At 63.4% G+C, this 21,625-nt stretch carries 24 protein-coding genes; 3 read left to right on the forward strand and 21 right to left on the reverse strand.

The annotated features are described in order from the left end of the window. Nucleotides 1-11: 11 nt before the first annotated feature. The 17 genes from recO to AC0Z35_RS15930 form a co-directional block, all read right to left on the reverse strand. Nucleotides 12-599, reverse strand: a complete 588-nt coding sequence (gene recO / locus AC0Z35_RS15850) for a DNA repair protein RecO (protein WP_046802609.1) — start codon at nucleotides 597-599, stop codon at nucleotides 12-14. Continuing rightward, complete coding sequence (gene era, locus AC0Z35_RS15855) at nucleotides 592-1,482, reverse strand: GTPase Era (RefSeq protein WP_120154267.1); 891 nt, start codon at nucleotides 1,480-1,482, stop codon at nucleotides 592-594. Before era ends, recO begins: the two co-directional genes overlap by 8 nt. After that, on the reverse strand, nucleotides 1,479-2,240 hold the full coding sequence (gene rnc / locus AC0Z35_RS15860; protein ID WP_046802607.1) for a ribonuclease III: 762 nt from the start codon (nucleotides 2,238-2,240) through the stop codon (nucleotides 1,479-1,481). Before rnc ends, era begins: the two co-directional genes overlap by 4 nt. A gap of 2 nt (nucleotides 2,241-2,242) precedes the next feature. After that, the gene (lepB, locus tag AC0Z35_RS15865; RefSeq protein ID WP_104143027.1) at nucleotides 2,243-3,127 is read right to left on the reverse strand and encodes a signal peptidase I; all 885 of its coding nucleotides are present in this window, start codon (nucleotides 3,125-3,127) and stop codon (nucleotides 2,243-2,245) included. 23 nt (nucleotides 3,128-3,150) lie between these two features. Beyond that, entirely contained in the window at nucleotides 3,151-4,944 is a 1,794-nt protein-coding gene (lepA, locus tag AC0Z35_RS15870; RefSeq protein ID WP_006218049.1) for a translation elongation factor 4, read from the reverse strand. Between the two features lie 229 nt (nucleotides 4,945-5,173). Then, complete coding sequence (locus AC0Z35_RS15875) at nucleotides 5,174-6,583, reverse strand: DegQ family serine endoprotease (protein ID WP_370638769.1); 1,410 nt, start codon at nucleotides 6,581-6,583, stop codon at nucleotides 5,174-5,176. A 115-nt stretch (nucleotides 6,584-6,698) separates the two neighbouring features. Continuing rightward, on the reverse strand, nucleotides 6,699-7,769 hold the full coding sequence (locus tag AC0Z35_RS15880; protein WP_485132327.1) for a MucB/RseB C-terminal domain-containing protein: 1,071 nt from the start codon (nucleotides 7,767-7,769) through the stop codon (nucleotides 6,699-6,701). Then, nucleotides 7,769-8,284 carry a sigma-E factor negative regulatory protein gene (locus AC0Z35_RS15885; RefSeq protein ID WP_046802603.1) on the reverse strand — a complete coding sequence of 172 codons (516 nt, stop codon included), beginning with the start codon at nucleotides 8,282-8,284 and terminating at the stop codon, nucleotides 7,769-7,771. Before AC0Z35_RS15885 ends, AC0Z35_RS15880 begins: the two co-directional genes overlap by 1 nt. Nucleotides 8,285-8,296: 12 nt before the next feature. Then, on the reverse strand, nucleotides 8,297-8,896 hold the full coding sequence (gene rpoE / locus AC0Z35_RS15890) for an RNA polymerase sigma factor RpoE (RefSeq protein ID WP_006218045.1): 600 nt from the start codon (nucleotides 8,894-8,896) through the stop codon (nucleotides 8,297-8,299). 486 nt (nucleotides 8,897-9,382) lie between these two features. After that, nucleotides 9,383-10,612 carry a beta-ketoacyl-ACP synthase II gene (gene fabF / locus AC0Z35_RS15895; RefSeq protein WP_046802601.1) on the reverse strand — a complete coding sequence of 410 codons (1,230 nt, stop codon included), beginning with the start codon at nucleotides 10,610-10,612 and terminating at the stop codon, nucleotides 9,383-9,385. A gap of 185 nt (nucleotides 10,613-10,797) precedes the next feature. Further along, nucleotides 10,798-11,037 carry an acyl carrier protein gene (acpP, locus tag AC0Z35_RS15900; protein ID WP_003813816.1) on the reverse strand — a complete coding sequence of 80 codons (240 nt, stop codon included), beginning with the start codon at nucleotides 11,035-11,037 and terminating at the stop codon, nucleotides 10,798-10,800. 183 nt (nucleotides 11,038-11,220) lie between these two features. Next, nucleotides 11,221-11,970 carry a 3-oxoacyl-ACP reductase FabG gene (gene fabG, locus AC0Z35_RS15905; RefSeq protein ID WP_046802600.1) on the reverse strand — a complete coding sequence of 250 codons (750 nt, stop codon included), beginning with the start codon at nucleotides 11,968-11,970 and terminating at the stop codon, nucleotides 11,221-11,223. 4 nt (nucleotides 11,971-11,974) lie between these two features. After that, nucleotides 11,975-12,910: an ACP S-malonyltransferase gene (fabD, locus tag AC0Z35_RS15910; RefSeq protein WP_485132326.1), complete on the reverse strand. Its 936-nt coding sequence runs from the start codon at nucleotides 12,908-12,910 to the stop codon at nucleotides 11,975-11,977. A gap of 94 nt (nucleotides 12,911-13,004) precedes the next feature. Continuing rightward, nucleotides 13,005-13,991: a beta-ketoacyl-ACP synthase III gene (locus AC0Z35_RS15915; protein WP_046802598.1), complete on the reverse strand. Its 987-nt coding sequence runs from the start codon at nucleotides 13,989-13,991 to the stop codon at nucleotides 13,005-13,007. Further along, nucleotides 13,991-15,058, reverse strand: coding sequence for a phosphate acyltransferase PlsX (gene plsX / locus AC0Z35_RS15920; protein ID WP_046802597.1), 1,068 nt, complete (start codon nucleotides 15,056-15,058; stop codon nucleotides 13,991-13,993). The genes AC0Z35_RS15915 and plsX overlap by 1 nt, the downstream gene beginning before the upstream one ends. A 59-nt stretch (nucleotides 15,059-15,117) precedes the next feature. After that, complete coding sequence (gene rpmF, locus AC0Z35_RS15925) at nucleotides 15,118-15,300, reverse strand: 50S ribosomal protein L32 (protein ID WP_006218037.1); 183 nt, start codon at nucleotides 15,298-15,300, stop codon at nucleotides 15,118-15,120. A gap of 52 nt (nucleotides 15,301-15,352) precedes the next feature. Continuing rightward, nucleotides 15,353-15,952 (reverse strand): YceD family protein, encoded by a 600-nt coding sequence (locus AC0Z35_RS15930; protein ID WP_046802596.1) that lies wholly within the window; start codon nucleotides 15,950-15,952, stop codon nucleotides 15,353-15,355. A gap of 174 nt (nucleotides 15,953-16,126) precedes the next feature. On the opposite strand from AC0Z35_RS15930, the gene AC0Z35_RS15935 reads away from it, so the two are divergent. Genes AC0Z35_RS15935 through AC0Z35_RS15945 form a run of 3 tightly spaced genes read left to right on the forward strand, consistent with a single transcriptional unit; the run spans nucleotide 16,127 to nucleotide 18,225 of the window. Continuing rightward, entirely contained in the window at nucleotides 16,127-16,729 is a 603-nt protein-coding gene (locus AC0Z35_RS15935) for a Maf-like protein (RefSeq protein WP_046802595.1), read from the forward strand. Continuing rightward, the gene (locus AC0Z35_RS15940) at nucleotides 16,726-17,436 is read left to right on the forward strand and encodes an SAM-dependent methyltransferase (RefSeq protein ID WP_046802594.1); all 711 of its coding nucleotides are present in this window, start codon (nucleotides 16,726-16,728) and stop codon (nucleotides 17,434-17,436) included. Before AC0Z35_RS15935 ends, AC0Z35_RS15940 begins: the two co-directional genes overlap by 4 nt. A gap of 3 nt (nucleotides 17,437-17,439) precedes the next feature. Next, on the forward strand, nucleotides 17,440-18,225 hold the full coding sequence (locus AC0Z35_RS15945) for an N-acetylmuramoyl-L-alanine amidase (protein WP_485132325.1): 786 nt from the start codon (nucleotides 17,440-17,442) through the stop codon (nucleotides 18,223-18,225). Between the two features lie 5 nt (nucleotides 18,226-18,230). Here AC0Z35_RS15945 and msrQ read toward each other — a convergent pair whose 3' ends face one another. The 4 genes from msrQ to AC0Z35_RS15965 form a co-directional block, all read right to left on the reverse strand. Beyond that, nucleotides 18,231-18,881: a protein-methionine-sulfoxide reductase heme-binding subunit MsrQ gene (gene msrQ, locus AC0Z35_RS15950; RefSeq protein ID WP_046802592.1), complete on the reverse strand. Its 651-nt coding sequence runs from the start codon at nucleotides 18,879-18,881 to the stop codon at nucleotides 18,231-18,233. A gap of 8 nt (nucleotides 18,882-18,889) precedes the next feature. Then, nucleotides 18,890-19,852 (reverse strand): protein-methionine-sulfoxide reductase catalytic subunit MsrP, encoded by a 963-nt coding sequence (gene msrP / locus AC0Z35_RS15955; protein ID WP_046802591.1) that lies wholly within the window; start codon nucleotides 19,850-19,852, stop codon nucleotides 18,890-18,892. A gap of 112 nt (nucleotides 19,853-19,964) precedes the next feature. Next, nucleotides 19,965-20,630 (reverse strand): HAD family hydrolase, encoded by a 666-nt coding sequence (locus AC0Z35_RS15960; RefSeq protein ID WP_104143016.1) that lies wholly within the window; start codon nucleotides 20,628-20,630, stop codon nucleotides 19,965-19,967. A 2-nt stretch (nucleotides 20,631-20,632) separates the two neighbouring features. Then, nucleotides 20,633-21,595: an RluA family pseudouridine synthase gene (locus AC0Z35_RS15965; protein ID WP_185975318.1), complete on the reverse strand. Its 963-nt coding sequence runs from the start codon at nucleotides 21,593-21,595 to the stop codon at nucleotides 20,633-20,635. Nucleotides 21,596-21,625 lie beyond the last annotated feature (30 nt).

Consider the following 21,625-nt stretch of genomic DNA (forward strand, 5'->3'; position numbering starts at 1 on the left):
CGCGCCGCGCGCTAGATGCGTTGCAGGTCCATCAGGACGCGGCGGGTCGACAAGGGGCGACCGGCCAGGATCTCGGCCAGGCGCTCGCGCAGATCGCGCCGCAGCGCGGGCTCGATCGTGGTGTCGTCGAAATCCGGCGCTTGTTCATCCACGCCATAACCCGTTTCGCGCAACAGCGTCCATTCAAAGCGGCGCAGCGCGCCGGCGGCACGCGTACCGTTGGACAGCTGCTGCAACGCCATGTCGTAGGCGTCGAACAGCAAGGGGTGCGCGTCTTCGCGAGGCAGCAAGCGCAGCAGTAGCTCGTTCATGTACCAGGCGGACATCAGCGCTGTGCCCGTCAGCGGACGGATGCCAGCGATCTCGGCGCGCGTCAGTGTCTTGACTTCGCCATTGCCGGTCCAGGACAGCAGCAAGGGCTGAAAGGCCGACAACACAGGACGCAGCACCGAATAAGGGCGTTTGGCGCCCTTGGCGACCATGGCCACACAGCCATGATCGCGGGAAAAAGTCTGAACAATAAGGGAGGTTTCACGCCACGCGGTGGCGTGCAACATAAAGCCCGGGCGATCCTGGACGCGAGGCGCCCGTCTACTCATAACCCAGATCGCGAAGCGCACCCTCGCGGTCGGACCAGCCCTTGCGCACCTTGATGTAGACCTCCAGGTGCACGGGCTTGTCCAGCAGCTTGGCGATGTCTTGCCGCGCCTCCGTGGCGATACGCTTCATGTGCATGCCGCCCGCGCCCAGCAGAATCGGCTTGTGGCTGTCGCGCTCGACCACCACGCAGGCGTTGATGCTGGCGCCCTTGGCGGTTTCTTCCCATTGCTCGATGACAACGGTACAGCCGTAGGGCAGTTCGTCGCCGACCAGGCGGAAGATCTTCTCGCGTACCAGTTCGGCGGCGATGAAGCGCATGGGGCGGTCGGTCAGGGTGTCTTCTTCGAACATCGCCTCGCCTTCCGGCAGGCGCGTGGCGATTTCTTCCAGCAACTGGTCCAGCTGCTGGTTCTTGGTGGCGCTGACGGGCACCACGGCGCCAAAGGGGTGCAGCGCCATGATCTTGGAGACGAACGCGAACAGGTCGTCGCGGTTCTTCATTTGGTCGATCTTGGAGACGACCAGAATGGTGCGCTCGGGGTTTGGCAACAGCGGCAACAGCTTCGCATCGCCTTCGGACCATTTACCGGCTTCCACCACGTGCACCACCACGTCGACGTCGGCCAAAGCCTGCGTCACCACGCGGTTCATCATGCGGTTCATGGCGCCGCCATGACGCGTCTGGAATCCCGGGGTATCAACGAAAACGAATTGCTCGTGCTCGCGAGTCAGCACGCCGTGGATACGGTGGCGCGTGGTCTGCGCCTTGCGCGACACGATGGAGATCTTGGAACCGATCAGGGCATTGGTCAGCGTGGACTTGCCCACATTGGGACGGCCAACGATGGCAACAAAGCCGGTACGAAAAGGGGTATCGCTCATTTAGTCTCTTGAGCCACTGCCACGGGCAGCGACAATTGCGCGGTTTTGCGCGCCTTGCCCGACTTGCGGGCAGCCTTGGTGGCGGGGCTGATAGCCAGCGCAGCCTCCAAAGCCAGCTTGGCCGCCGACTGCTCGGCGGCGCGGCGGCTGGCGCCGGGCGCCGTAACCTTGATCTCGAGCGCCGGGATGGCGCACTCGACTTCGAACTGCTGGCTGTGGGCCGCGCCATGCGTGGCCACCACCGTGTACAACGGCAGCGCCAGCTTGCGGCCTTGCAGGAATTCCTGCAGCAAGGTCTTGGCGTCCTTGCCCAGCGTTTTTGGGTCAACCGAGGCCAGCACCGGTTGGTACTGACGCACGATCACGCGGCGCGCGGCCTCAAAGCCCGCATCCAGGAAGACGGCGCCAAACAGCGCCTCGACCGTGTCCGCAAGAATCGATGGCCGACGGAAGCCACCGCTTTTCAATTCACCTTCGCCCAGGCGCAGATACTGCGACAGTTCGAGGCGTTGGGCGATGTCCGCCAGCGAGGCCTGCTTGACCAGGTTGGCCCGCAGCCGCGACAGATCGCCTTCGTCGATTTTGGAATAGCGTTCAAACAGCATCGCCGCCACGACGAAGTTCAGCACGGAATCCCCAAGGAATTCCAAGCGCTCGTTGTGACGCGCACCGTGACTGCGATGCGTCAGTGCCTGTTCAAGCAAGGCTGGATCACCGAAGTGGTGATCCAGGCGGTTTTCTAGCGTGGCTAGCGACATAATCAGTTGAACCGGCCGATGCGGCTGAGATCGCTGAAATTCATCCAGATGAAGAACGCGCGTCCGACGATATTGGCCTCAGGTACGAAGCCCCAATAACGGCTGTCCGCGCTGTTGTCCCGATTATCGCCCATGGCGAAATAACTGCCTTCGGGTACTTTGCAGCGTACCCCATTGCGGCTGTATTGGCAGTTTTCGCGGTGAGGAAATTGCCACATGGGCGAATAATCCTGCGGCTTGTTCTCATCTAGCAGGATTTTGTGCTCAACGTCGCCCAACTTCTCTTTATATTGTGCGATATACGACACACGATCCGGCTCGAAGTAGTCGCCGTCGCGAACGTGAGGCACCAGGGTGCCGTTCACATACAGTTTTTTGTCCAGATAAGCGATCTCGTCGCCCGGCAGGCCGACCACGCGCTTGATGTAGTCCACGTCCGGATCCACGGGATAACGGAACACGAAGACGTCGCCGCGCTGGGGCTTGCCGATATCCACGACCTTCTTGTCGATCACCGGCAGGCGCAAGCCATAGCTGAACTTGTTCACCAGGATCAGGTCGCCCGATTGCAGCGTCGGCAGCATCGAGCCCGAAGGTATCCGAAACGGCTCGACCACGAACGAACGCAGCATGAACACGAACAGGATGACGGGGAAAAAGCTGACGGCGTATTCCACCCACCAGGGCACGCGGCGCGCCACGTCACCGGCTTCGCGGCGCAGGCGTTCGGCTTCTTGCGCGTCCCCGATCAGGGCCGCATCGTACTGCGCCATTGCCGCTTGGGCCCGCGCTTCACGGCCACGCCGCAGCACCGCCAGATCAAGCACCCAGATAATGCCGGTCAAGACCAGCAGAACAAACAGGATCAGGGCAAAGTTCCAACTCATCAGCTAACCGCCTTCTTTTGGTTCTACTTGTCTTCCACTTGCAGGATGGCCAGGAACGCCTCCTGCGGAATCTCAACGCTACCCACCTGCTTCATGCGCTTCTTGCCGGCCTTCTGCTTTTCAAGCAGCTTCTTCTTGCGCGAGATGTCGCCGCCGTAGCACTTGGCCAGCACGTTCTTGCGCAACGCCTTGACGTTTTCGCGGGCGATGATTTCGGCGCCGATTGCGGCCTGGATCACCACGTCGAACATCTGGCGCGGAATCAGGCCGCGCATGCGGGTCACAACGTCGCGAGCGCGATGGCGCGCGTTGCTGCGGTGGACGATCACGGCCAGCGCGTCGACGCGGTCGTTATTGATTAGCAGGTCCACACGCACTACGTCGGCCGAGCGGTATTCCAGGAATTCGTAGTCCATCGAGGCATAGCCACGCGACACCGACTTGAGCTTGTCGAAGAAATCCAGCACGATTTCGGCCAGCGGAATCTCGTATACCAGGTGCACCTGGCGGCCGTGGTAGCTCATGTTGACCTGCGAGCCGCGCTTGTTATTGCACAGCGTCATCACCGGGCCGACATAATCCTGCGGCATGAACAGCGTGACCTTCACGATCGGTTCGCGAATGTCCTGGATCTTGCCCACTTCAGGCATGCGCGACGGGCTCTCCACGGTAATCACGGAGCCATCGCGCTGCTCGACTTCATACACGACCGACGGCGCGGTAGTGATGATGTCCATGTCGAATTCGCGTTCCAGGCGCTCTTGCACGATTTCCATGTGCAGCAGGCCCAGGAAGCCGCAGCGGAAACCAAAGCCAAGCGCTTGCGAGACTTCGGGTTCGAACATCAGCGCGGCATCGTTCAGCTTGAGCTTGTCGAGCGAATCACGCAGCTGGTCGTATTCGGAGCTTTCGACGGGATACAGGCCGGCGAACACCTGGGGCTTCACTTCCTTGAAACCGGGCAGCGCGGACGGCGCGGGCTTGTTGGCCAGCGTGACCGTATCGCCTACCTTGGCGTCTTCCAGCTGCTTGATGCCGGCGATGATGAAGCCAACCTCGCCCGCCGACAAGTGCGGGCGCTGCTGCGACTTGGGCGTGAACACCCCGGTCTGCTCGCACAGGTGGGTGGCGCCGGACGCCATCAGCAGGATCTTGTCCTTGGGCTTGAGCACGCCGTTGATGATGCGCACCAGCATGACCACGCCCACGTAGTTGTCGAACCACGAGTCGATGATCAGCGCTTGCAGCGGCGCTTCCGGGTCACCCTTGGGCGCCGGTACGCGGGCCACGATGGTTTCCAGGATTTCGTCAATGCCCATGCCGGTCTTGGCGCTGGCCAGCACGGCTTCCGACGCATCGATGCCGATGACGTCTTCCACTTCCTGGCGCGCGCCTTCGGGGTCGGCCTGGGGCAGGTCCATCTTGTTCAGGACGGGCACCACTTCCACGCCCAGCTCGATGGCGGTGTAGCAGTTGGCGACCGTCTGCGCTTCCACGCCCTGGGACGCATCCACCACCAGCAGCGCGCCTTCGCATGCCGACAACGAGCGGCTGACTTCATACGAGAAGTCCACGTGCCCCGGGGTGTCGATCAGGTTCAGGTTGTAGACCTTGCCGTCGTTCGCCTTGTATTGCAGGGCGGCGGTCTGGGCCTTGATGGTGATGCCGCGCTCGCGCTCGATTTCCATGGAATCGAGCACCTGCGCCGACATTTCGCGATCCGCCAATCCGCCGCAGCGCTGGATCAAGCGATCGGCCAAGGTCGATTTGCCATGATCGATGTGGGCAATGATGGAGAAGTTGCGAATATGCTGCATGCTTGAAATTATAAGGGACGGAACACTCGGCAATAAGCCGGAAGACGCCGCCGCCTGCGAGGACACGGCTGACGAGAGGGGCGCTGACGGGACGAAACCCGGGCAAAACGAGGGGGCGCCCAAGCGCCCCCCTCTTGCGGCAACCAGCCATTTTAGCCGGTCTTGGGCAAATTTTTCTGCCGGTGGGCCGCCCCCGGGTAAAAAGGCGGTCCAACCGGCCGAAGCCGCCCTACTTCGATGCGGGCACCGCGACCCACTGAGTCTGCTCGCCACGGCGGACCAGCAAACCGGCGGAACGGCTCTTGTCCAGCTTGGCCACCAGTTCACCGAACTGCTTGGCGCCGGTGACATCGGTGTCGTTCAGAGCCAACACAATGTCGCCTTCCTGCAAGCCCGCCTTGGCCGCCGCGCCCTCGGCAACCTTCACCTGGACGCCGCCCTTGATGCGCAGCTTCTTTTGGACATCGGCCGGCACATCGACCACGCCCAGGCCCAGCGCGTTGGTTACTTCAGGCGCCGGCGCAGCCTTCTTCGCGGCAGCGGCCGCCTTCTCGGTCGGGATCTCGCCCACCTTGACCGACAGCGTCAGGTTCTTACCCTTGCGCCACACTTGCATGTCAGCGCGCGTGCCGGGCTTGGTTTCGCCGACGATACGGGGCAGATCGGACCAGCGCTTGATCGGCTCGTTGTTGAACTTGAGGATCACGTCGCCCGGCTGCACGCCCGCTTGTTCAGCGGGGCCGTCGGCTTCCACGCTGCTGACCAGTGCGCCTTCGGCCTTGGGCAGGCCGATGGCTTCGGCCACATCCTTGCCCACTTCGCCGATCTGCACGCCGACGCGTCCGCGCGTGACCTTGCCGGTGGCGCGCAGTTGGTCAACCACGCGCATCGCTTCGTCGATCGGGATGGCCAGCGAGATGCCCATGAAACCACCGCTACGCGAGATGATCTGGGAATTGATGCCCACCACTTCGCCGTCCAGATTGATCAGCGGCCCACCCGAGTTGCCGGGGTTGACGGCAACGTCGGTCTGGATGAAGGGCAGGTATTCGCCGGTATCGCGGCCGATTGCGCTGACGATGCCGGAGGTCACGGTGGAATCCAGGCCGAACGGCGAGCCGATCGCCAGCACCCATTGGCCCTTCTTCAATTTCTTGGGGTCGCCAATGACCAGCGGAATCATGTCCTTGGCTTCGATCTTGATGAGCGCCACGTCGGTGCGTTCGTCGGTACCGATCACCTTGGCCTTGAATTCGCGGCCGTCGGTCAGCGTGACGTAGATGTCGGTTGCGTCAACCACCACGTGGTTGTTGGTCAGGATATAGCCGTCGGTCGAAATGAAAAAGCCGGAGCCCACGCCACGCGGCACGGTGCGCTCTTCAGGCTGGGGCGGCTGCGGACGCTGGCGCGGCATGGGCGATTGCCCCCCGCCCGGCGGCTGCAGGTCTGGCCCGAAGAACCAGCGGAACAATTCGTACGGATCACTGCCGCCGCCCGGGCCGGGGCCGCGCACGGGCACCGTGGCGGTCGTGCGGATGTTCACGACCGCGGGGTCCGCTTTTTCAACAATGCCCGTGAAGTCGGGCAGCGCGACCGTCGGGGTCTGCGCCGTCGCAACGGGCACGTAGGCCGTGGACATGAATACGCCCGCCGCCACGGCCACCACAAAGCGCCGGAAAAAAGCGTTCGACACCGTCATTGCTTTCATAAATTACTCCGAAGTTGCTGCTTGCTGCTTGTGGCTGTGGCGTGCGTCACTTGGGGGTGGCGGCCGGCGGTGCGGCCGTTGCCGCGGTCGGCACGTATTCGGTCGCTTGCGCCAGCTGTTCAAGCGTGGCCACGGGCACCTCGCCCACGGCCGTCAGCCAGAAATCAGCAATGCGCGTGCCATACACCGTGATAGAGCCACGCTGCGCGGGGCCCGGCGGAGGATGATGCCCGCGCTCACTGTCATAAGGTTCGATAAACACCGAGATGGCGGCCAGGCCATCGGACAGCACCATCTGGCTGACCGTTGCGCCGCGGCCCATTGATCGCGCCACCTGCATGATGACCTTGAAGCCCTTGGGCGCCGGAATGCGCCACCCCTGGGCCATCAGGTCCACTGGGGTCATCGAGGGTTCCAGCACCTTCCAGTCGCGCGTGCTCCAGCGGGAACTGAGCTGTTGCGGATCCACTTCGGAACCCAGGCGCAGCGACGTGAACGAGACCTGCTCAACCACACCCCGGGCGGCGTTGAGCGTTTGCGCCTTCAGCAGCAAATTCGTTTCAACGTCAGCGCACAGGCGGTAGCCATAACGCAGCTTGTCCAGCGGTTCGATCGTGATCAGGCGGCATTCACGGCCTGCCACCCGATGCAGCTTGGACTCGGTACGGATTTTGTAGTGTTCGGAAAGATTGGCCGGATCGCCCAGCAGCAGGCCGGGAAACCGGTCGCCACGACGGCGCTCGATCAGCACGGTCTTGCGTTCCGGGATCAGGCATTGCACGTCGTCGTTGTGACGCAGGTATTCGCGCGGCTGGCCATCCAGGATCTCAAGGCGCTCGCGCTCGCCGGTGCCGTCCAGCACATGCACCAGGCGCGATGACTGAATCATCTCGCCTTGCTGATACATGAAGACGCCCGCGTAGTCCTGCTTGCGCGCGGCCTGCTGAATGCGGGTCAGCAGTTGGACCACATCGTCCGTGGCCGGGGCCGCATCGGCGGCGCGCGCCGGCTCATGGGCGGACAGGAAAGCGGTCAGAAGCGTAGCGGCGAACCATCCCGCGCGATGGGCATGCCAGGAACCTGCGCGCGGCCGACGTGTCGGTAACGCTATCGCCATCAACGTCCTGCTCCGACGTCGAACGACACTTGACGCACCGCGCTGGGGCCCGCCATCTGGCGATGGGCTTCAAGGTAGTCGCGCAGGCCGGCGTCATCGGCGGCGGTGGCGGAGGCAGGCGTGCCGCTGGCATCGGCCAGCACACGCACTTCCGTTGCCGGCGTGCCGGTCAGGTAAGGCTGTGCCACCCAGGCAACGGTGGCAACCGCGGCCGCCACGGCCAGGCCCGACAGGCCGACCCGCAACGGCGAGCGGCGCCGGGGCGCCGCCACAATCGGCAGTTCCGCGTCCAGCGCGCGCGCCAATCGCGATTGGAACGCGGCGCTAGGGGTCAATGCCAGATCGGCATTGCGCAGGGAATCACCGATCAAATGATAGGTGTCCCAGGTCTGACGTCCTTCCTTGGACAACAGACTGGGAAGAATATCGTCGGAATCTTCTCCGTCCATCCAGGCGGAAACCGATTCCTCCCAGGAGGCCTCGGCGATTTCAACGGACTTGGCTGCTGTTTGCATGACTGCCACTCCTTACCAGCGACGCTCGGCATCGGTGCCAAGCAATGGACGCAATTTGGTTGCAATGGCCTCGCGCGCACGAAAAATGCGGGAGCGCACCGTACCAATAGGGCAGTCCATGCTCTGGGCGATGTCTTCGTAACTCATACCTTCGATTTCACGCAGGACAATTGCGGTGCGCAATTCTTCGGGCAATTCCTCGATTGCCGCGTTCACCGTCTCGGCGATTTCGCGGCTGGCGACCATGGATTCCGGCGTGCTTATATCGGTTAGGTTGTCGGTTTCGTTAAAAGTTTCACCGTCTTCCGTTTCTATCGCATTGGGTGCGCTGGGGCGCCGGCCTTGCGAGGCCAGCCAGTTGCGCGCCGTGTTGATGGCGATACGATACAACCAGGTGTAGAAGGCGCTGTCGCCCCGGAACTGGGGCAAGGCTCGGTACGCTTTGATGAAAGCTTCCTGGGCCACGTCTTCGATTTCCGATGGGTCGCGGATCATCCGGGCCAGCAGGCGCAGGATCTTGCGCTGGTACTTCAGCACCAGTAGATCAAACGCCTTTTTATCGCCTCGTTGAACGCGCGCGACCAACTCCGCGTCGACTTCGCGTTCGCTCATGACGCCTCCTGCAGGCGTGCCGCCTGCCGCGCTCGTTGCGCCGTGCCCGTCAGCAGGCATAACCGCCGCCAGGACTCGGGTTGCAACGTCCGCTGCCAGACGGTGAGGGTGATTGTGCTATTTGTAAAGACCGTACTCCCGGTGGGCAAAAGCTGCAAAGTGAGCGTAAGCCAGCGGGGGCCGCGCTGCTGATCCAGCAACCGCGCGTCTTGCCAGCCTTGCGGCTGACGCACCTGCCAACGCCCTGCCCCGGTTGCCGTACGTAATGCCGATACCGGGGACAGGCCGCTCCGTGCCGAGTGTAACAGCCCGGCCGGCACAAGCAGCAGCGCAACGAATGCCCAGCCGCCCATGCCTTGCCAAAGCGCTGCTACCGACGCGCAAGCCGCAGCGGCGGCGCCGGCCACCGCGCACAGGACGTGGCCATTGGCCGGCCGCCCGACGGGCACCCGAAATGACCAGCGCCCTGCCTCGGAGCCTTCCAAATCAGACCCGGCGAACGGCCATCGAGCCGTTGGTGCCGCCGAAGCCGAACGAGTTGGACAGGCCGATGTCGATCTTCATCTGCCGCGCTTCGTTCGCGCAGTAATCCAGATCGCATTCCGGATCTTGATTGAAGATGTTGATCGTGGGAGGGGAAACCTGGTTGTACACGGCCAAGGTCGTGAACACGGCTTCGATGCCGCCGGCCGCGCCCAACAGGTGGCCCGTCATGGACTTGGTCGAATTCACCACCAGCTTCTTGGCGTGATCGCCGAACGCCAGCTTCAGCGCGTCGGTTTCGTTCTTGTCGCCCAGGGGAGTCGACGTGCCGTGCGCGTTGACATACTGGATGTCGTCCGCGTTCAAGCCGCCGTTGCGCAGCGCGTTGATAACGCCGCGACGCGGGCCGTCTTTGTCCGGAGCCGTGATGTGGTGCGCGTCCGAGCTCATGCCGTATCCGGCGAATTCGCCATAGATGCGCGCGCCGCGCTTCTTGGCATGCTCGTACTCTTCAAGGACCAGAACGCCGGCACCCTCGCCCAGCACGAATCCGTCGCGGTCGCGGTCCCAGGGACGCGATGCCGTTTCCGGGTCATCGTTACGGGTCGACAAGGCGCGCATGGCGGCAAAACCGCCGATACCCAGCGGCGACACGGTCGATTCCGCACCGCCTGCAACCATGACGTCCGCGTCGCCGTATTCGATCAGGCGCGCTGCGTCGCCGATGCAATGCAGACCGGTCGTGCAGGCCGAAACGACGGCGTAGCTGGGACCCTTCATGCCATAGGCAATGGACAAATGACCGGAGATCAGGTTGATCAGCGAACCCGGCACGAAGAACGGCGAGATGCGCCGCGGACCCTTGGCCATGTATTCGACCTGGGTTTCTTCAATGCGCGGCAAACCGCCGATGCCGGAACCCACGATGACACCAATGCGCTCGGCATTGGCTTCGGTGACTTCCAAACCGCAATCACGCCATGCCTGCATCCCCGCGGCCAGGCCGTAATGGATGAACGTATCCATCTGGCGGGCTTCTTTGCTTGAGATATAGGTGCTGATGTCGAAGTCTTTGACTTCGCCAGCAATGTGCGTGGTGATGGCCGAGGGATCGAAACGGGTGATGCGGCTGATGCCAGAACGTCCGTTGACGATATTGTCCCAAGCGGTGGTCAGGTCGTTTCCAACGGGAGAAACAATACCCAGGCCGGTGATGACGACACGTCGCTTCACGGATGACTCCTCAAACAGACAAAAGAAAGGCGGCTTTCGGGATGCGCTGCACGTGTGGCCCGCGCGAAAGCGGGTCGGGCATTACAACGCCCTTCCCGCACGCGGACCACACGGCAAATTCCTGAAACCGCCCCGTTTCCCGGCTGGCCCCGAATGTCGGGCAACCGGAACGATATAGGTTGAGCTTACTGCTTACCGTGCGAATTGATGTAGTCAATCGCTTGTTGCACGGTCGTGATCTTTTCGGCCTCTTCGTCGGGGATCTCGGTCTCGAATTCGTCTTCGAGCGCCATGACCAGTTCGACCATGTCGAGCGAATCGGCACCGAGGTCGTCAAGGAAGGAGGATTCGTTCTTGATCTCGGCTTCGTTAACGCCAAGTTGTTCAGCGACGATCTTCTTGACGCGCTGTTCGATGCTTTCCATGCAGATCTCCAATTGGGAAAAATCCCGCGAATTATAGCCAAGCGTAGAGGAAAGCAACGCCTGGCCGTGACAAAAATAACACCGCGCACTGGTTCTGTCGCCCGCAGGCACAGGAATATCGGTATGCGGCGTTTCCGGTTGAACTGCGCGACGGCCTGAGCCGCCTGGTGCGCAATTCGTGATTTATTGCATGTACATCCCGCCGTTGACGTGCAGGGTGGTGCCGGTAATGTAACCCGCTTGCGGCCCGGACAAAAAGGCCACCGCATGGGCGATGTCTTCGGGCGAGCCCAAACGGCCCAGCGGAATCTGTTGCAGCAGCGCCGTGGTCTGGCTCTCGGCCAGCGCGCGCGTCATGTCGGTGTCGATGAAACCCGGCGCGACGCAGTTCACGGTGATGTTGCGGCTACCCAACTCACGAGCCAGGGCACGTGACATGCCCGACACGCCGGCCTTCGCGGCGGCGTAGTTGGCCTGGCCCGCATTTCCGCTGGAACCGACGACCGACGTGACGTTGATGATGCGTCCCCAGCGGGCCTTCATCATGCTGCGCATCACGGCGCGCGACAGGCGGAAAACGGAGGTCAGGTTGGTGTCCAGCACGGCCGACCAGTCGTCGTCTTTCATGCGCATCGCCAACGTATCGCGGGTAATGCCGGCGTTGTTGACGAGGATGTGCGGACCACCGCCGTCCTTGCCCAGCGCGTCAATCAGCGCGTCGCAGGCTTCGGCGTCGGTCACGTTCAGCACCACGCCACGGCCGCCCAGGGGCGCCAAGGCTTCGGTGATGGCGGCCGCGCCGGATTCCGTGGTGGCGGTTCCAACGACGGTTGCGCCGCGCGAGGCCAATTCCTGGGCAATGGCGCGGCCGATCCCGCGCGTGGCGCCGGTCACCAGCGCGATCTTGCCTTGCAGTTCGATCGAGTTGTCCATGTCTTTAATTTCCGTTAACGACGGCCAACGCGGCTTCAAGTGAAGCAGGATCGGTAATGGCCAGGCCGGTAAGTTCGGGGTCGATACGCTTGGTCAGTCCGGCCAGCACCTTGCCGGGACCGCATTCGATAACGTGCGTGACGCCTTGCGCCTTCATGGCGCGCAGGGTTTCCACCCAGCGCACAGGGTGCCATGCCTGACGCACCAGCGCATCGCGGATTGCGCCGGGTTCCGTGGGCGAGGCCACGTCAACGTTGTTGATGACCTGAATCTGCGGCACGGACACGGTGGCGTTCGCCAATGCGCCGGCCAACACGTCGGCGGCGGGCTTGAGCAGGCTGGAATGGAAAGGCGCGGACACCGGCAGCAGCAGCGCGCGTTTGGCGCCGGCGGCCTTGGCCAGTTCGCAGGCGCGTTCGACAGCGGCCTTGTGGCCGGCGATCACGACTTGCGCGGGCGCGTTGAAATTGACGGCTTCAACCACTTCGCCCTGGGCCGCGGCAGCGCAGGCATTGCGCACCGCGTCATCGTCCAGGCCCAGGATGGCGGCCATGGCGCCGGTACCGACCGGCACGGCGGCCTGCATGGCGTCGGCGCGCACGCGCACCAGGCGCACGGCGTCTTCAAGCGCCAGCGAACCGGCGGCGGTCAGCGCGGCATATTCGCCCAGGCTGTGGCCGGCGACAACGTCCGGCTTGCGACCGCCAGCAGCGGTCCAGGCAGCGTAGAACGCCACGCCGGCCGTCAACATGGCGGGCTGCGTGTTCGTCGTCAGGTTCAGCTGTTCCACCGGGCCCTGCGCGATCAACGCGCCCAAGTCCTGGCCCAGCGCTTCAGAAGCACGCGCCACGGTATCCGTGACGGCAGCGACGCCCGACCAGGCATCCAGCATGCCGACAGCTTGCGACCCTTGGCCGGGAAAGACAAAAGCAATTTTCATGATTGACCGGTTGGATTGATTCAGTATCTGTGTGGGATGTCAGGCGTGCCCTCGCGGCGGCGGCGCGCGATGCGCCATCCGCCGGGACGCGCACTTACATGCGAGCGAGTACCGAGCCCCAGGTGAATCCGCCGCCCACGCCTTGCATCAGGATGAGCTGGCCGGGCTTGACGCGGCCATCGCGGCGCGCGGCATCCAGTGCCAGCGGCACGCTGGCCGCGGAGGTGTTGGCGTGGCTATCAACGGTAATGACGACTTTCTCGACCGGCACGGCAAGCTTGCGCGCCAGGAAGTTCAAGATGCGCACGTTGGCCTGGTGAGGAATCAGCCAGTCGACGTCGGCGACCTCGATGCCGGCTTCGGCGCAGGTGTCGCGCGCCGAGCGGTCCAGCACGGTGACGGCCTGCTTGAACACCGCTTGCCCGTCCATGCGCAAGAACGGGTCGCCGGTGACGTCGCCATAGGCTACGTTGCCCGCAGCGCTGAGGATCTTCATCTGGCTGCCGTCGGCATGCAACTGCGCGGCCATGATGCCGGGTTCGTCGGACGCCTTGAGCACCACGGCGCCCGCGCCGTCGCCGAACAACACGCACGTGCTGCGGTCGTTCCAGTCAAGAATGCGCGAAAACACTTCGGCGCCGATCACCAGCGCGCAACGGGCGCGGCCGGCGCGCACGAAGCTGTCAGCAGTGGTCAGCGCGTAGACGAAGCCGCTGCACACGGCCTGGACGTCGAATGCCGCCGACCCCTTGGCGCCCAGGTTGGCTTGCACGAGGCAGGCCGTGCTGGGAAACACGAAATCGGGGGTGGAGGTGGCGACGATGATGAGGTCGACCTCGGAGGCGTCCACGCCCGCATCGGCCAGCGCGCGGCGCGATGCTTCCGTGGCGAGCTGGCTGGTCGTGACGCCACGCTCGGCAAGATGGCGCTGGCGGATGCCGGTGCGCTCGACGATCCATTCGTCGGACGTGGCGATGTCGCGCGTCGCCAGTTCCGCTGCCAGTTCGTCATTCGAAACCACGCGTTCCGGCAAGAAGCTGCCGGTGCCCGCGATCGCGGAATATTTCATTGCGGTATCCATCAAGCGGTGTCCCCAGCCACGTTCGCGGGAGGCGTTGCGGCGCCCTCTTCCGACTGAACGCGCTTGGTAATCTGAGCGACCGTCTGAGCGGTGCGCTCCAGCAGTTTACTCACTACGGCTTCGCGGGCTCGTTGCAACGCAAATCCGTAGGCGTAGACATCCGCCGAACCGTGGCTCTTGATGACCACGCCGCGCAAACCCAACAACGCGGCGCCGTTATAGCGGCGGTTGTCGACGCGGTTGCGCAAACGGTTCAGCACCGGCTTGGCGATGGCGCCGGCCAGCAACGTGAAGATATTGCGTTTGAATTCTTCGTGGATGATGCTGGACAGCATCTTCGCAAGCCCTTCGACGGACTTGAGCACGACGTTGCCGACAAAGCCGTCGCAGACGACGACGTCGACCGTGCCCTTGAAGATATCGTTGCCTTCCACGTTGCCGTAGAAATTCAGCGGGCTGCCGCGCAGAAGCTCGGCGGCTTCCTTGACGACTTCGTTGCCCTTGATGACTTCTTCGCCGATGTTGAGCAAGCCCACGGTCGGGCTTTCACGGTGGTCGACGGCTTGTGACAGCGCGGCGCCCATGATGGCGAATTGCAGTAGGTGCTCGGCCGTGCAGTCCACATTCGCCCCCAGGTCCAGCACCGTGGTGGCGCGGCCCGTCTGGTTGGGAATGGACGTGGCGATAGCGGGCCGGTCAATGCCGTCCAGCGTCTTGAGCACGTAGCGTGAAATGGCCATCCATGCGCCGGTGTTGCCCGCGGAAACGCAGGCGTCGGCACGCCCGTCCTTGACGGACTGGGCGGCCAGGCGCATGGAGGAGTCTTTTTTGCGGCGCAGGGCGACCTCGACCGGGTCGTCCATGGTGACGACTTCAGAAGCCGCCACGATTTCCATACGATCGCGCGCAACGTCGCGGTGCTCGGAGAGCGCCGCTTCGATCGCGTCGGGAAGCCCGACCAGCAATAGCCGGGTATCCGGAAATTGCCGGGCGAACTCGATCGCAGCCGGAATCGTGACGGGCAGACCGAAGTCTCCGCCCATACAGTCTATGGCGATGCGTATCACGGGTGCCAGGTATCAGCGTTCAGCCGAATTGGTCCGAGTACGAGTTCGGCCCGGGGGCCTTATTCGTCGGCCTTGGTCTTCAGGACCTTGCGGCCACGATAGAAGCCATTGGGGCTGATGTGGTGGCGCAGGTGCGTTTCACCGGTGTTCGGCTCGATGGCGGTCGACGGAGCAACCAGAAAATCGTGCGAACGGTGCATACCGCGCTTGGAGGGGGACTTCTTGTTTTGTTGAACGGCCATGATGACTCCTAGAAACGGGGCGCATTGTACGCGATGCGGCCCGATGTTGATCTCAATCTTTGTGCTTCAGTTGTTCCAGCACCGCAAACGGCGACGGACGCTTGACAGCGGGTTCTTCAGGAACTTCGCTGACTTTGGCCTGCGCGCCCGGGCATACATCATGCTTGGGCACATACGGAACGCTCAGAATGAGCTCATCTTCGACCTGGGCCAGCAGATCAAAATGATGTGAACCCACCACCTTTTCGGGTTGGTTGGACACAAAACCATTTCCTTCTTCGTCTTCGTCGTCGCTGCCGGCGGAATGACCGTCGGTAACATCACCGTTGGTAAAACCATCGTCAAGGTCGGCTTCAGACTTAACCAGCTGCAAGAGGACTTCGCTATCGACCGGATACACGAACGGCGCATTGCACCGTTGGCATACCAGCACCGGATTCGCCTGCACGTGAACATGCAGAAGCGGCCGGCCAAGCAACAGCCCTGACTTGCCAATCTCACCGCGCACGGACCACGTCACAAGCCCGGCATCGCCCGGCGGTTGTTCGGGTAACCCTTCAACCGCGCGCGTAAACCGCACAAGAGGTATGGTGCCTTGCGCTTGCTTGCCGCTATGGGCAAATGCGAATGCATCGATGCGCTTGATGATCAAATCCTTTGCATTTGCGAGATTCCACCCACTCAGGCCGCGGCACTGGGCCACTGCACCAAAGCCACTGCACCAAAGCCACTGCCCTCAGAGGCTTAAAGCTTTCGCCTTCGCGCTGCAAAAATCCCGCAAAACGTTAGATAATACTGCGACTTACGCTTTAACGTCAAATACCGCATGCCTTCAAAGCCTAGCCTGATCCTCGCTTCCAGCTCGCCGTACCGCAAAGAATTGCTATCGCGCCTGCGCCTGCCCTTTACCGCCGTTTCTCCCGATGTGGACGAAACGCCACAACCGGGCGAAACGCCCGACGCGCTGGCCTTGCGGCTGTCGGTGGCCAAGGCCATGGCCGTGGCGGCGAACCATCCGGGCAGCATCGTTATCGGGTCGGATCAGGTGGCGACCATCGACGGCCAGCCTATCGGAAAACCGGGCGACTTCCCGCGCGCCCAGGCGCAATTGCGGGCCCTGTCGGGCCAGATCGTGGAATTTCATAGCGCGCTGGCGGTTACGGACGGCCAGCGCATCGAGCAAGCCGACATCGTCACGCGTTGCCACTTTCGCCAGCTGTCAGAACGCGCCATCGACGCCTATCTGCGCGCCGAAGAACCCTACGATACCGCAGGCAGCGCCAAGGCGGAAAGCCTGGGTATTGCACTAATGGAAAGCATCCAGAGCGATGACCCGACCGCCATTATCGGGCTGCCGCTGATCGCGCTGACGCGCATGCTGGCGCAGTTTGGCCTGGATCCGCTGGACGCACCGGGCGGGCCGGCATGAGCGGCGCCCTGCACCTGATTCCCGTGGGCCTGGGCGATGCCCCGCCCGAACGCTGGTTGCCCGCCGACGTGCGTGCGCTGGCCGGACGCCTGGACACCTACATCGCCGAAAATGCCAAGACGGCACGCGCCTTTCTCAAACTGATCGGCACAACCCGCCCGCTTCAGGAAATCACGATTCACACTCTGACGGACAAAATTGACGTCGGGCAGATCAACGCCTGGTTGGCGCCGGTCAAGCACGGCGCCGAAATCGGCTTGGTGTCCGAGGCCGGCTGTCCTGCCGTGGCGGACCCTGGCGCAAAAGTCGTGGACGCTGCGCACCGCCTGGGCATCACGGTCAAACCGTGGGTGGGCCCGTCGTCCATCCTGCTGGGTCTGATGGCCAGTGGGCTGGACGGGCAGCGCTTTGCCTTCCACGGGTACGCCCCGGTGGACCCGGCCGAGCGCGCCAAGCAGTTGAAAGCCTGGGAGCAGCATTCCGCCAAGCACAACCAGACGCAGTTGCTGATCGAAACCCCCTATCGCAACGCGGCCATGTTCTCCACCCTGCTGGCCGCGCTGAAAGGCGATACCAAGCTGTGCGTGGCCCGTTCGGTCACCACCGCGGACGAATGGGTGGTCACGCACACCGTGGCCGACTGGAAAAAACTGCCGGCACCCCAACTCGACAAGCTGCCCACGCTTTTCCTCTATCTGGCCCGCTGACTCATGTTTCGCCTTATCACCACCCTGCTGGCCACGGCAGTGCTAGTCGGCTGCGCCGCGCGTGGCCCGGCCGGCCTGGACCTGGACACATCCATCACCGCCGTCGGCCAGGCCAGCCGCGTACGCAGCATCGTTCTGCACTACACCACGGTTGACGACGCCACCTCGCTCAAGCTGCTATCGCAGGGCAAGGTCAGTTCGCACTACCTGATCAACGACGCCGGGCGCGCCTATCGGCTGGTGGATGAAAATCGTGCCGCATGGCACGCCGGGGCCAGCTCCTGGTACGGCAATATCGCCATGAACAGCACGTCGATCGGTATCGAAATCGTCAACCCGGGTTGGACCGAAGGCGCCGACGGCAAACCCGTCTGGCACGCCTACAACGACCGTCAGGTGCGGGCGCTGACGATCCTGCTGCGCGATCTGATCCAACGCCACGGTGTAGCGCCCGAAAACGTCGTGGGGCATAGCGACATCGCGCCGCAGCGCAAGGTCGATCCCGGCCCACTGTTCCCTTGGAAGGCCCTGGCGGCGGCCGGTATCGGCCGCTGGTACGACGAGGCCGGCGCGGCCCAGCACCTGGCTCGGTTGCAGGCCCAAGGCTTGCCCGACGTGGCATGGTTTCAGCAGCAGTTGCAACGGCTGGGCTACGCCTGCGGGCAGGACGGCAAGCTGGACGCCGCCACGATCAATACGCTGGCCGCATTCCAGATGCACTACCGGCCCAGCTTGCACGACGGCCAGCCAGACCTCGAAACCGCCGCGATCATGCTTGCGATGCTGTAGGCGCGTCAGCGCGCGCGGCGGCGCCACCACGCCACGATGCGCCAGCCTAGCAGCAGCGCCAGCACGGCGGCGTACAAGGCCGGCTGGGTCAGGTCATTCTTGCCCGCCTTGTGCCACCAGTAATGCAACACCGCCAGCAGGCCGATCGCATAAATGGCGCGGTGCAATTGCTGCCAGCGTTTGCCCAGGCGGCGCATCGCCCACTGGGTGGACGTAGCCGCCAGCGCCGTCATCAGCACGAACGCTGCGAAACCCACGGTGATGAAGGGACGTTCGCCGATATCCTGCAACATTGCCGCGGGGTCCAGCCCTCGGTCCCACCAGACCCAGGCCATGAAATGCATGGCGCCGTAAAAAAACGCGAACAGGCCGCACATGCGGCGCACGCGCACCAAGGCGGGCTGCCCCGTCAGGCGACGCAGCGGCGTGATCGACAGGGTCACCAGCAGGCAGACAAGCGTCCAGGTACCGGACGAACGAGTCAGGAATTCGACCGGGTTGGCGGTCAGCCCGTTATCCATGCCCAGCCACACCCAGCGCGCGAACGGCGCCAGGCCCAGCAGGAACAGGACCGGCTTGAAGCGCCCGACAGTCTTGGCGGAAAGCTGCGTCTTGGCGGGCGGTGCGGCGGCTCGCCGGGAGGAAACCTCGGACATGGCGTTATTCAGTAATTCGCCTTCAGGTCCATGCCCTGATAAAGCGATGCCACCTGTTCGCCATAGCCGTTGAACATCAGCGTCTTGCGCTTGGGGCTGAACAGGCCGTCTTCGCCGATGCGGCGCTCGGTTGCCTGACTCCAGCGCGGATGCGGTACGTTCGGGTTCACGTTGGCGTAGAACCCGTATTCCTGGGGCGCAGCCTTGATCCAGGAAGATTCCGGCATCTTTTCCACCAGACGGATCTTGACCAGCGATTTGGCCGACTTGAAACCATACTTCCAGGGCACGGCCAGGCGCAGCGGCGCGCCGTTCTGGTTCGGCAGCACCTTGCCGTAGACGCCGAACACCAGCATGGCCAGGGGGTTCATGGCCTCGTCGATGCGCAACGCCTCGACGTAGGGCCATTCCAGAATCGCGGCGCGCACGCCGGGCATGTTCTCGCGCTGCACTGCCGTGACGAACTCCACGTATTTGGCATTGCCGGTGGGTTCCACCTGCTTGAGCAACTCGGACACCGAATAGCCCACCCACGGAATCACCATCGACCAGCCTTCGACACAGCGCAGCCGATAGACCCGTTCTTCCATGGGCGCCAGCTTGAGCAGATCGTCGATGGAGAATGTGCGCGGCTTGCCCACCTCGCCTTCGACGCTGACCGTCCACGGACGCGTCTTCAGCTTGCCGGCATTGGCGGCAGGGTCGCCCTTGTCGACGCCGAATTCGTAGTAGTTGTTGTAGGACGTGATGTCGGCAAGCGATGTCTGCTTGTCCATGACGCTGAGCGACCCGTTGGGCTTGCCGGTCAGTGTGCCGGCGTCTTGGGCGAACGCGCTGCGCGCAGCCCAGCCGGGCAGCCCCACGGCGGCGGCCGTGAGCCCCGCGCGCAACATGAGGTCGCGGCGCGAACGCCAGACCGCTTCGTCGGTAATTTCGGACGGGGCAATATCGTGGGGCTTGCGTATCAACATCGTGGTCTCCGGTTCACCGACCGTCGGCCGTAGCCGCCGGGTACAAGTCATAGACGTTGCGCCGCCCCATGATATTCCGCGGCGGCGCGCCCCGTGTGCGATCTTTCCCGGATCAGGCGCCGGCCGATACCCGGGGCAACAGCCATTCACGCACCAGCGGCACGCTATCGAGCACCGCCTGCGGCGCACAACCCTGAAGCTCCTTCACGGTATGCGCGCCATAGGTCACGCCCAGGCCGTGCACGCCCGCATTGACCGCCATCTGGAGATCATGCGAGGTGTCGCCCACCATCACCACGCGAGCGGGGTCCACGTCCAGCTCCTGCATGAGCTCGTGCAACATCGCGGGATGCGGCTTGCTGAAGGTTTCGTCCGCCGTGCGCGTGGCGTCAAACAGCGGACCCAGGCCCGTCGCCGCCAGCGCGCGGGTCAGGCCGACCCGGCTTTTGCCGGTGGCCACCGCCAAGCGCACGTTCTGGTCGGCCAGGGTCTGCAACAGTTCGGGAATGCCGTCGAACAGGCGCAGTTCGGGGTCGCGCAGCAGGTAGTGGGTGCGGTAGCGCTCAAGAAAGCGCGGCATCATCGCCTGCGTCAGCTCCGGCACGGCACGACGCAACGCGCTTTCCAGGGACAGACCGATCACCCAGCTAGCCTCGGACGCCGACGGCACCGCCAATTCCAGGTCCCGGCAAGCGCCCTGGATGGCGGCCACGATGCTGTGCGTGGAATCCATCAGGGTGCCATCCCAGTCAAAAACGACCAGCGAATACGACGACATAATCAGACCGACTCCAGTTGTTTCAGTATTTTTTGGCAGGCGGGCGGCAGCTCGGCGGTCAGGGTCATGGGCTCGCCGGTGACCGGGTGGGCCAGAGTCAATTGATGAGCATGCAGGAACATCCGACCGAAACCCATGCGCGAAAATTCCGCGCGCACGTCGTCATGCCCGTATTTGTCATCACCCACAATGGGAAAGCCGCTGGCCGCCAGGTGCACCCGGATTTGATGCGTACGACCGGTGCGCAGTTCCGCGTCGACCAGACTGTAACCGCCGAAACGCTGCTTGAGCGTGATGATGGTGTGCGCGGTCTGGCCGTCGGGGTCGACCTTAACGCGCCGCTCGCCGGATTGCGTCGTCCATTTGGACAGGCCCAGCTTGATGTGCTGGCGGTCATTCACCCAATCGCCCTGGACCAGCGCCAGATAGTGCTTGTCGCCCTTGCCTTCGCGCAGCATCGCGTGCAGCGCCAGCAAGGCGCTGCGTTTCTTGGCCACCATCAACAGCCCGGACGTTTCGCGGTCCAGGCGATGCACCAGTTCCAGGAACTTGGCATCGGGCCGCGCGGCGCGCAGTTGCTCGATCACGCCGAACGACACCCCGCTGCCCCCATGCACCGCCACGCCGGCGGGTTTGTCCACCACCAGCAGCGCGTCGTCTTCGAACACCACGGGGAACTCGGCGCCCGGCACCGGACGCGGCTTGCCCGGATCAGGTAGGCGCAAGGGCGGGATGCGGACGATGTCGCCCGCCACGATGCGATAGTCGACCGAGATGCGTCCCTTGTTGACGCGCACCTCGCCGCCACGGATGGCCTTATAGATGTGGGTCTTGGGCACGCCCTTGCACAAGCGCATCAGGAAGTTGTCCAGACGCTGGCCGGCGTGTTCGCCATCGACCTCCACCATACGGACGGCGGGGGCGGCTTTAGAGGGGGATATGGGGGAGGAAGTTTCTTTGCGCATTGCGGAAAGCGACATATAATCGGGACAGCC

The organism is Achromobacter sp. 1L-A-4-B-C2, assembly GCF_057291955.1.